General features: G+C 65.2%; 6 protein-coding genes and 1 pseudogene. All 7 read right to left on the bottom strand.

Annotated elements, in window-relative coordinates:
• A pseudogene (locus ACTHL0_RS03360) lies at positions 1-409 on the bottom strand (cell division protein FtsA); the annotation flags it as partial.
• 37 nt (positions 410-446) lie between these two features.
• Positions 447-1,211 carry a cell division protein FtsQ/DivIB gene (locus ACTHL0_RS03355; protein ID WP_440565173.1) on the bottom strand — a complete coding sequence of 255 codons (765 nt, stop codon included), beginning with the start codon at positions 1,209-1,211 and terminating at the stop codon, positions 447-449.
• 10 nt (positions 1,212-1,221) lie between these two features.
• On the bottom strand, positions 1,222-2,163 hold the full coding sequence (locus ACTHL0_RS03350) for a D-alanine--D-alanine ligase (protein WP_440565172.1): 942 nt from the start codon (positions 2,161-2,163) through the stop codon (positions 1,222-1,224).
• 2 nt (positions 2,164-2,165) lie between these two features.
• Positions 2,166-3,557, bottom strand: coding sequence for a UDP-N-acetylmuramate--L-alanine ligase (murC, locus tag ACTHL0_RS03345; RefSeq protein ID WP_440565171.1), 1,392 nt, complete (start codon positions 3,555-3,557; stop codon positions 2,166-2,168).
• Positions 3,554-4,660 (bottom strand): undecaprenyldiphospho-muramoylpentapeptide beta-N-acetylglucosaminyltransferase, encoded by a 1,107-nt coding sequence (gene murG / locus ACTHL0_RS03340; protein ID WP_440565170.1) that lies wholly within the window; start codon positions 4,658-4,660, stop codon positions 3,554-3,556. Before murG ends, murC begins: the two co-directional genes overlap by 4 nt.
• The gene (gene ftsW / locus ACTHL0_RS03335; RefSeq protein ID WP_440565169.1) at positions 4,657-5,943 is read right to left on the bottom strand and encodes a putative lipid II flippase FtsW; all 1,287 of its coding nucleotides are present in this window, start codon (positions 5,941-5,943) and stop codon (positions 4,657-4,659) included. Before ftsW ends, murG begins: the two co-directional genes overlap by 4 nt.
• Complete coding sequence (gene murD / locus ACTHL0_RS03330; RefSeq protein ID WP_440565174.1) at positions 5,940-7,469, bottom strand: UDP-N-acetylmuramoyl-L-alanine--D-glutamate ligase; 1,530 nt, start codon at positions 7,467-7,469, stop codon at positions 5,940-5,942. The genes ftsW and murD overlap by 4 nt, the downstream gene beginning before the upstream one ends.
• Positions 7,470-7,483: the final 14 nt, after the last annotated feature.

The raw sequence follows: 7,483 nt of genomic DNA, 5'->3' as shown, positions 1-7,483 counted from the left end.
CGATGATGAATTCCTGCGTCAGGATGTGCAGCACCTGCTGATCGGTCGGGATGTTGATCGCCTTGGCGGTCTCGATCACGCGCGCGACATCGGCCTGCGTCACTTCCTTGTCCTTGATCGCCACCATTCCGCTCGAATTGAAGCTGCGGATGTGGCTGCCTGCGATCCCCGTGAATACATTGGTGATCTTGCAGTCCGCCATCAACTCGGCTTCTTCGAGCGCGCGCTGAATGGATTGCACCGTGGCCTCGATGTTCACCACGACGCCTTTTTTCAGACCCTTCGATTCGCTTTGCCCCAGCCCGATCACCTCGTAGTGACCCTCGCCGCGCAATTCGGCGACGATCGCCACGACCTTGGCCGTACCGATATCGAGGGCAACCAGCAGATCCTTGTAGTCTTTACTCATAGCGTGCTCATTGCGTGTGATGTCGTGTTACTTCGTTTCACTTCTTCGCCGCGGGTTTGCCCGCGGTCGCATTGTCGATGAAGCGCATTCCCGCGGCGCGTATCGCAAAGCCGTTCGGATAGCGCAGATCCGCATATTCGATGTCCTTACCCCAGCGAGCCGTGACCGCCGTCCATGCCGCCGTCAGCCGGCTACTGCGCTCGGCGAGCGTTTGCGGATTGCGTTCGCGGCCGTACTCGACCTGCGTGCCGTTGGAGAGCTTGACCGTCCACGCGTAGCGCGGCGACAGCGTCACTTCGTCCGGCGTCGCACCGAGCGGGGCGAGCCACTTCTTGAAATCGAAGTAGCGCGCGACCACTTCCTTCTCCGTCCCGTTCGGCCCATCGAACGCGGGCAGGTCTTGATCGAGCTCGCCCTGGTTCGCCGTGAACAGCTCGCCATCGACACTGACGAGCTGATCGCTGCCCCACGTGCCGAGTGGCTTGTACTCCTCGAGCGTGACCGCGAGCGCATTGGGCCAAACCCGCCGCACGCTCGCGCGGCGCACCCATGGCATCTGTTCGAACGCCTGGCGCGCGCTATCGAGATCGACGGTGAAGAAGTTGCCCTTCAACCGGCCGACGACGCTCGCCCGCACCGTCGGCGCATTGATGTGCTCCGTATCGCCGCCGATCGCGATCGCATGCAGCGCAAAGGCCGGGCGCTGCATGAGCCAATACCCGCCGGCCGCCAACAGCGCCAGCGCCCACAGCGCATAGAGCGCGTTGGCTGCGAGGTTCAGTTGGCGTACGTTGTTCCACATGGCTCGGCAATCAATCCTTCAGCGTCAAGGCGAGTACGCCGACAACGAGTTCCTGGTAGCCGATGCCGATGGCGCGCGCCGCCTTCGGCGGCAGCGAGTGATCGGTCATGCCCGGCGCCGTATTCACTTCGAGGAAGTAGACGTTGCCGCTCGCGTCGAGCATGAAATCGGCGCGGCCCCAATCGGTGCAGCCGAGCACGTCGAACGCACGGCGCGACAGCGCCTTCAGGCGCGCTTCGTCTTCGGGAGCGAGGCCGCACGGAATCAAATACTGGGTGTCGTCGGCGATGTACTTCGCGTGGTAGTCGTAGAACTCGCCGGCCGGCACGATCCGGATGATCGGCAAATCGAGATCGCCGGCGATGCAGGCGGTGTATTCGCCGCCCCCCTCGATGCTCTTTTCGACGACGATGATCTTGTCGAACCTGGCGGCTTCCGCGAGTGCCGCCGGCAGGGTGTCGACGGTCTTCACTTTGATGACGGCCACGCTCGAACCTTCGCTCGCGGGCTTCACGAACAGCGGCAAGCCGAGCTTCGCGACGATCTCGGCGGCGCGCGCCGAATAATCGTCGCCGCGCAGCACCGTCTCGAACGGCGGCGTCGGAATCCCCAACTGCTGCCAAACGAGCTTCGTGCGGAACTTGTCGAGCCCGAGCGCGGAACCGAGCACACCGGTGCCCGTGTAGCGAATGCCGTAAAAATCGAGTGCGCCCTGAATCTGGCCGTTCTCGCCGTAGCCGCCGTGCAACGCGTTGAACGCACGCGCGAAGCCTTCGTCCTTCAGCGCCGAGAGAGGACGCTCCGAAGGATCGAACGGATGCGCGTCGATGCCGGCATCGCGCAGCGCCTTCACCACGAGGGAGCCCGACTTGAGCGACACCTCGCGCTCGGCGGATTCGCCACCGAGCAATACGGCCACTTTGCCGAAACGTTTCGGATCGATGCTACCCATCGCTATACCTTTAGTTCTTGAGCCAGGCGACCCGGCACCGCGCCGATCGAGCCTGCGCCCATCGTGATCACCACATCGCCGTCGCGCACGAGCGTCGACAGCGCCTGAGGCACTTCGTCGACCGCATCGACGAACGCCGGATCCACTTTGCCCGCCGCGCGGATCGCCCGCGCGAGTGCTTTGCCGTCAGCCGCGACAATCGGCGTTTCGCCGGCCGCGTAGATTTCCGTCAATACGAGCGCATCGACGCTCGAGAGCACGCCGACAAAATCTTCGAAACAATCGCGCGTGCGCGTATAACGATGCGGCTGGAAAGCCAGCACGAGCCGCTTGCCCGGAAACGCGCCGCGCGCCGCCGCGATCGTCGCCGCCATTTCAACGGGGTGATGCCCGTAGTCGTCGATCAGCGTGTACGTCCCGCCACCGGTCACGCGCATCTCGCCGTAGCGCTGGAAGCGCCGTCCGACACCGGTGAATTCGGCCAACGCGCGCTGAATGTCGGCATCCGCAATGTCCAGTTCCGTGGCGATCGCGATCGCAGCCAACGCGTTCAGTACGTTGTGCGTACCCGGCATGTTCAAAACAACATCGAGCGGCTCCGCCCCTTCGCGGAGCGCCGTGAAATGCATCTTGCCTTCGTGCGCGAAAACATTGATTGCGCGAACCTGCGCGTCGGGCGAGAAGCCGTAGCCAATCACGGGCTTCGAGACGAACGGCAGAATCTGGCGCACGTTTTCGCAATCCACGCAGAGCACCGCAATGCCATAGAACGGCAGCCGATGGGTAAATTCGATGAACGCCTGTTTGAGCCGTGCGAAATCGTGTCCATAGGTGTCCATGTGATCTTCGTCGATATTCGTGACGACTTCGATCACAGGCAGCAGATTCAGGAACGAGGCATCCGATTCGTCCGCTTCGGCGACGATGAAATCGCCCGTACCCAGGCGCGCGTTGACCCCGGCGCTCGTCAGGCGGCCGCCGATCACGAACGTAGGATCGAGCCCGCCCGCTGCGAGCACGCTTGCGACGAGGCTCGTCGTCGTGGTTTTGCCGTGCGTCCCCGCAATCGCAATCCCCTGCTTCAGGCGCATGAGTTCGGCGAGCATCACCGCGCGCGGGACGATCGGCACGTGCAGGCGGCGAGCCGCCAGCACTTCGGGGTTGTCGCTGCGCACGGCCGTGGAGACGACGACGGCGTCCGCGCCTTCGATGTTTTGCGCGTCGTGTCCGATCGCGATGCGGGCGCCGAGCGACGCGAGACGATCGGTGGATGCGCTGCGCGCAAGGTCCGATCCGCTCACGCGATAGCCGAGCGTCACGAGAACTTCGGCGATGCCGCACATGCCGGCGCCGCCGATGCCGACGAAGTGAATATGTTTGACGATGTGTTTCATGACTTTCCTTCCTGGCGCGCGAGCGCCACGGCCGCGCAGACTTGCGCGACGCGATCGGTGGCTTCGGGCTTGGCCAGCAGGCGCGCGCGCTCGGCCATCTCGGCAAGCGTTTCGCGTGTCTGGCTGCGCAGCCAATCCGCTAGATTCTCCGGCGACAAGTCGCGCTGCTGCACGACCACGGCCGCATTTTGCGAAGCCAAAAACTCGGCGTTGGTGCTTTGGTGATCATCCACCGCGTATGGGAACGGGACGAACAGCGCCGCCACGCCCACGGCCGCAACTTCGGCCACCGTCATGGCACCCGAGCGGCAGATGACGAGATCGGCATCGCCATACGCGGCGGCCATGTCATCGATGAACGGCACGAGACGCAACGCCTCGCCAGGCTCGAACCCGGCTTGGGCGTAGTTGGCCTGCAATGCATCGATATGCTTCGCCCCCGCTTGATGGGTCACGCGCGGACGCTCGTTCGGCGCCAGCAGCGCAAGCGCACGCGGCACACATTCGTTCAACGCCGCAGCGCCGAGACTCCCGCCGACGACGAGCACGCGCAACGGCCCCGTGCGGCCCGCATAGCGGGCCTTGGGCTCGGCGGCGTGGCACAGCTCGTCACGCAGCGGGTTGCCGGTCCACTCGGCACCGGCCAACGTATCGGGGAACGCAACGAGCACTCGCCGGGCGAGCTTGGCAAGGACCTTGTTCGCGAGCCCGGCCACGGAATTTTGTTCGTGCAGCACGAGCGGGCGGCCCGTCAGCGCCGTCATGACGCCAGCGGGGAACGTGATGTAGCCGCCCATGCCGAGCACGACGTCGGGCCGGACGCGCTTAAGCACGCGCACGCTTTCCATGCAGGCGCGCAGCAGGTTCACCGGCAGCATCAGCTTGGTCTTGAGCCCTTTTCCACGCAGCCCGCCGAAGCGGACGAACTCGATCGGCACGCCGTGCTTCGGAACGAGCGTAGCCTCCATGCCCGACGGATTGCCGAGCCAGACCACGCGCCAGCCCCATGCGCGCATACGATGCGCGACCGCGAGCCCGGGGAACACATGCCCCCCGGTGCCGCCGGCCATGACCAGGAGGGTGCGCTGCGGGGTCGTGCTCATACCTTCCCCCCCCGCATCAGCACCCGGTTCTCATAATCGACGCGCATCAGCACGGCCAACGCCACACAGTTGAGCATGATCCCCGAGCCGCCGTAGCTGACGAGCGGCAGCGTCAGCCCTTTCGTCGGCAGCAAGCCGAGGTTCACGCCCATATTGATGAATGTCTGCGCGCCGAACCATATGCCGATGCCCTTGGCCATCAGCCCGGCAAAAGTCCGATCGAGCGCGAGCGCCTGCCGCCCGATCTCGAACGCGCGGCGCACGATCCAGTAAAAAAGCAGGATGACAACGAGTACGCCGACGAATCCGAACTCCTCGCCAATCACCGCGAGGATAAAGTCGGTATGCGCTTCGGGCAGATAGTTGAGCTTTTCGACACTGCCGCCGAGCCCCACCCCGAACCACTCGCCGCGGCCGAACGCGATCAGCGAGTGCGTCAATTGATACGCCTTGCCTTGCGCGTAGCGATCGTCCCACGGATCGAGGTAGGCGAAGATCCGCTCGCGCCGCCAGGGCGACGCCCAGACCAGAATCGAAAACGTGCCGATCGCGGTGGCGACGAGGCCGCCGAACAGCTTGCCGTTCACACCGCCCAGGAAGAGCACGCCCATCGCGATCGCCGCGACCACCATGAACGCACCCATATCGGGCTCGAGCAGCAGCAGCGCGCCGACTACACCGACAGCAAAGCCCATCGGCAAGAAGCCCTTGGCGAAGCTATGCATGTGTTCCTGCTTACGCACGGTGTAGTTCGCCGCGTAGATGGTCACGGCGAGCTTCATGATTTCCGACGGCTGCATATTCATGAGGCCGAGCGGAATCCACCGGCGCGCACCGTTCACGCCCTTGCCGATATGGGGAATCAGCACGATCACGAGGGCGGCGAGCGCGAGCAGGAAAAGCTTGGGCGCGTACTTGTCCCAGACCGAAATCGGGATTTTGAACACGACGATGGCGACGAGCGAAGCAAGGGCCAGCGAGATCACGTGGCGCAACAAGAACGCATACGAGTGGTAAGCGGCATACTTCGGCGAATCCGGCATCGCGATCGACGCCGAATAAACCATCACGACGCCGAGCGTAAGCAATGCGATCACGACCCACAGCAGCGCGTGATCGTAATCGCGCATGCGCGAGCGCACCGGGCGCATCCCGCTGACCGCGCTCGCGAGCCCGCCGATACCCGTGGAAGCGGTGCTCCCGGCCTTGGCCGATTTCGTCGATTTGCCGCCCGCCGCATCGCGTTGCACCAGGCGTGAGCCGAAGCTTTCGGTCCAGTTCATAGCATCGTCCCCCGCTCCGCCGCGATGTCCTCGACCGTGCTACGGAAAACGGCCGCGCGGTGCGCGTAGTTGTCGAACATGTCGAGGCTTGCGCATGCGGGCGAGAGCAGCACCGCATCGCCGCTTTGCGCCAGCGCGCAAGCCGCGCGCGTGGCCGCTTCCAGCGTCGGATGATCGGAGAGCGCCACGCCCGTCTCGGCCAGCGCTTCGCGGATCCGCGGCGCATCGCGTCCGATCAGCATGACGGCCCGGCACCAGCGCTCGACAGGGCGCGCGAGCGGTTCGAAATCTTGCCCCTTGCCGTCGCCGCCGGCGATCAGCACGACGCGTTGCGCCAATCCGTCGAGTGCCGCCACCGTCGCTCCGACGTTCGTGCCCTTGCTGTCGTCGACGTAGTCGACGCCGTCGATCGAGGCGATCAGCTCGACGCGATGCGGCTCGCCGCGATAGTCGCGCAGCCCGTGCAACAGCGGTGCGGCCGGCAGACCGATCGCACGCGCGAGCGCGAAGGCCGCCAACGCATTCGCGGCGTTGTGCAGGCCGCGAATGCGCAGCGCGTCGGCAGGCATCAGGCGCGTCAAGGCGAGTTCGGCCGGCGCGGCCGCCTCCTGCCGACGACGGCGCGGGCTCGTCGTTTCGTCCGACGGCTCGCGCTCGCGTGCTTGCGCGAGCCAGTTGATGCCGTTTTCCCGCGCCAGCCCATAGTCGCCCAAGCGCGCCGGCTCGTTCAGGCCGAACGTGACGCAAGACGCTTGCGCCTCACCGGTTGCCTCGGCCCGCGGCGCCAGCGCCATCGTGCGTTCGTCGTCGCGATTGAGCACGCGGATGGTGCCCGGACCGAAGATGCGCCCCTTCGCGCGCGCATAGGCATCGAGCCCGCCGTGCCAATCGAGGTGATCCTGCGTGATGTTCAGGACGGCCGCTGCGTCCGGTGCGAACGTATGCGAGGTCTCGAGCTGGAAGCTCGATAGTTCGAGCACCCAGATGTCGGGCAGCGTCGCCCCGTCGATCGCATCCATCAGCCGATCGAGCATCGACGGACTGATGTTGCCGGCGACGGCCACCTTCTTGCCCGCGCGCTCGCAAAGCTGACCGGTCATGCTCGTCGTCGTCGTTTTGCCGTTCGTGCCAGTAATGGCGATGACCTTCGGCGCATAGCCGCTTTCGCGCAAATGCGCGAGCGCCTGCGCGAAAAACTCGACTTCGCCCCACACCGGGATCCCGCGCTCCTTGGCGCTCGCGATGAGCGGAACGAGGTCTTGCGCAAGCGGCGACAGGCCCGGGCTCAGCGCGACGAGTTCGATCCCGCCGTCGAGCAGCGCAGGCGAAAACGCGCCGCCGACAAATTCGGCGTCGATCCCATGCGCGGCAAGCGCCGACAGGTTCGGCGGCGCCTCGCGCGTATCGGCGATGCGCAAACGGCACCCCTGGCGCGAACACCAGCGCGCCATCGCGAGGCCCGATTCACCGAGCCCCAGCACGAGCACCATCGGCCTTTGCCGATCTCGAAACATCTCGCCGAACATCGCTTGCTTTCCCT

Source organism: Trinickia sp., from assembly GCF_051961175.1.
Taxonomy (GTDB): domain Bacteria; phylum Pseudomonadota; class Gammaproteobacteria; order Burkholderiales; family Burkholderiaceae; genus Trinickia.
The sequence above is the reverse complement of the archived record's forward strand: the minus strand, read 5'-3'. Positions and strand labels throughout refer to the sequence as shown.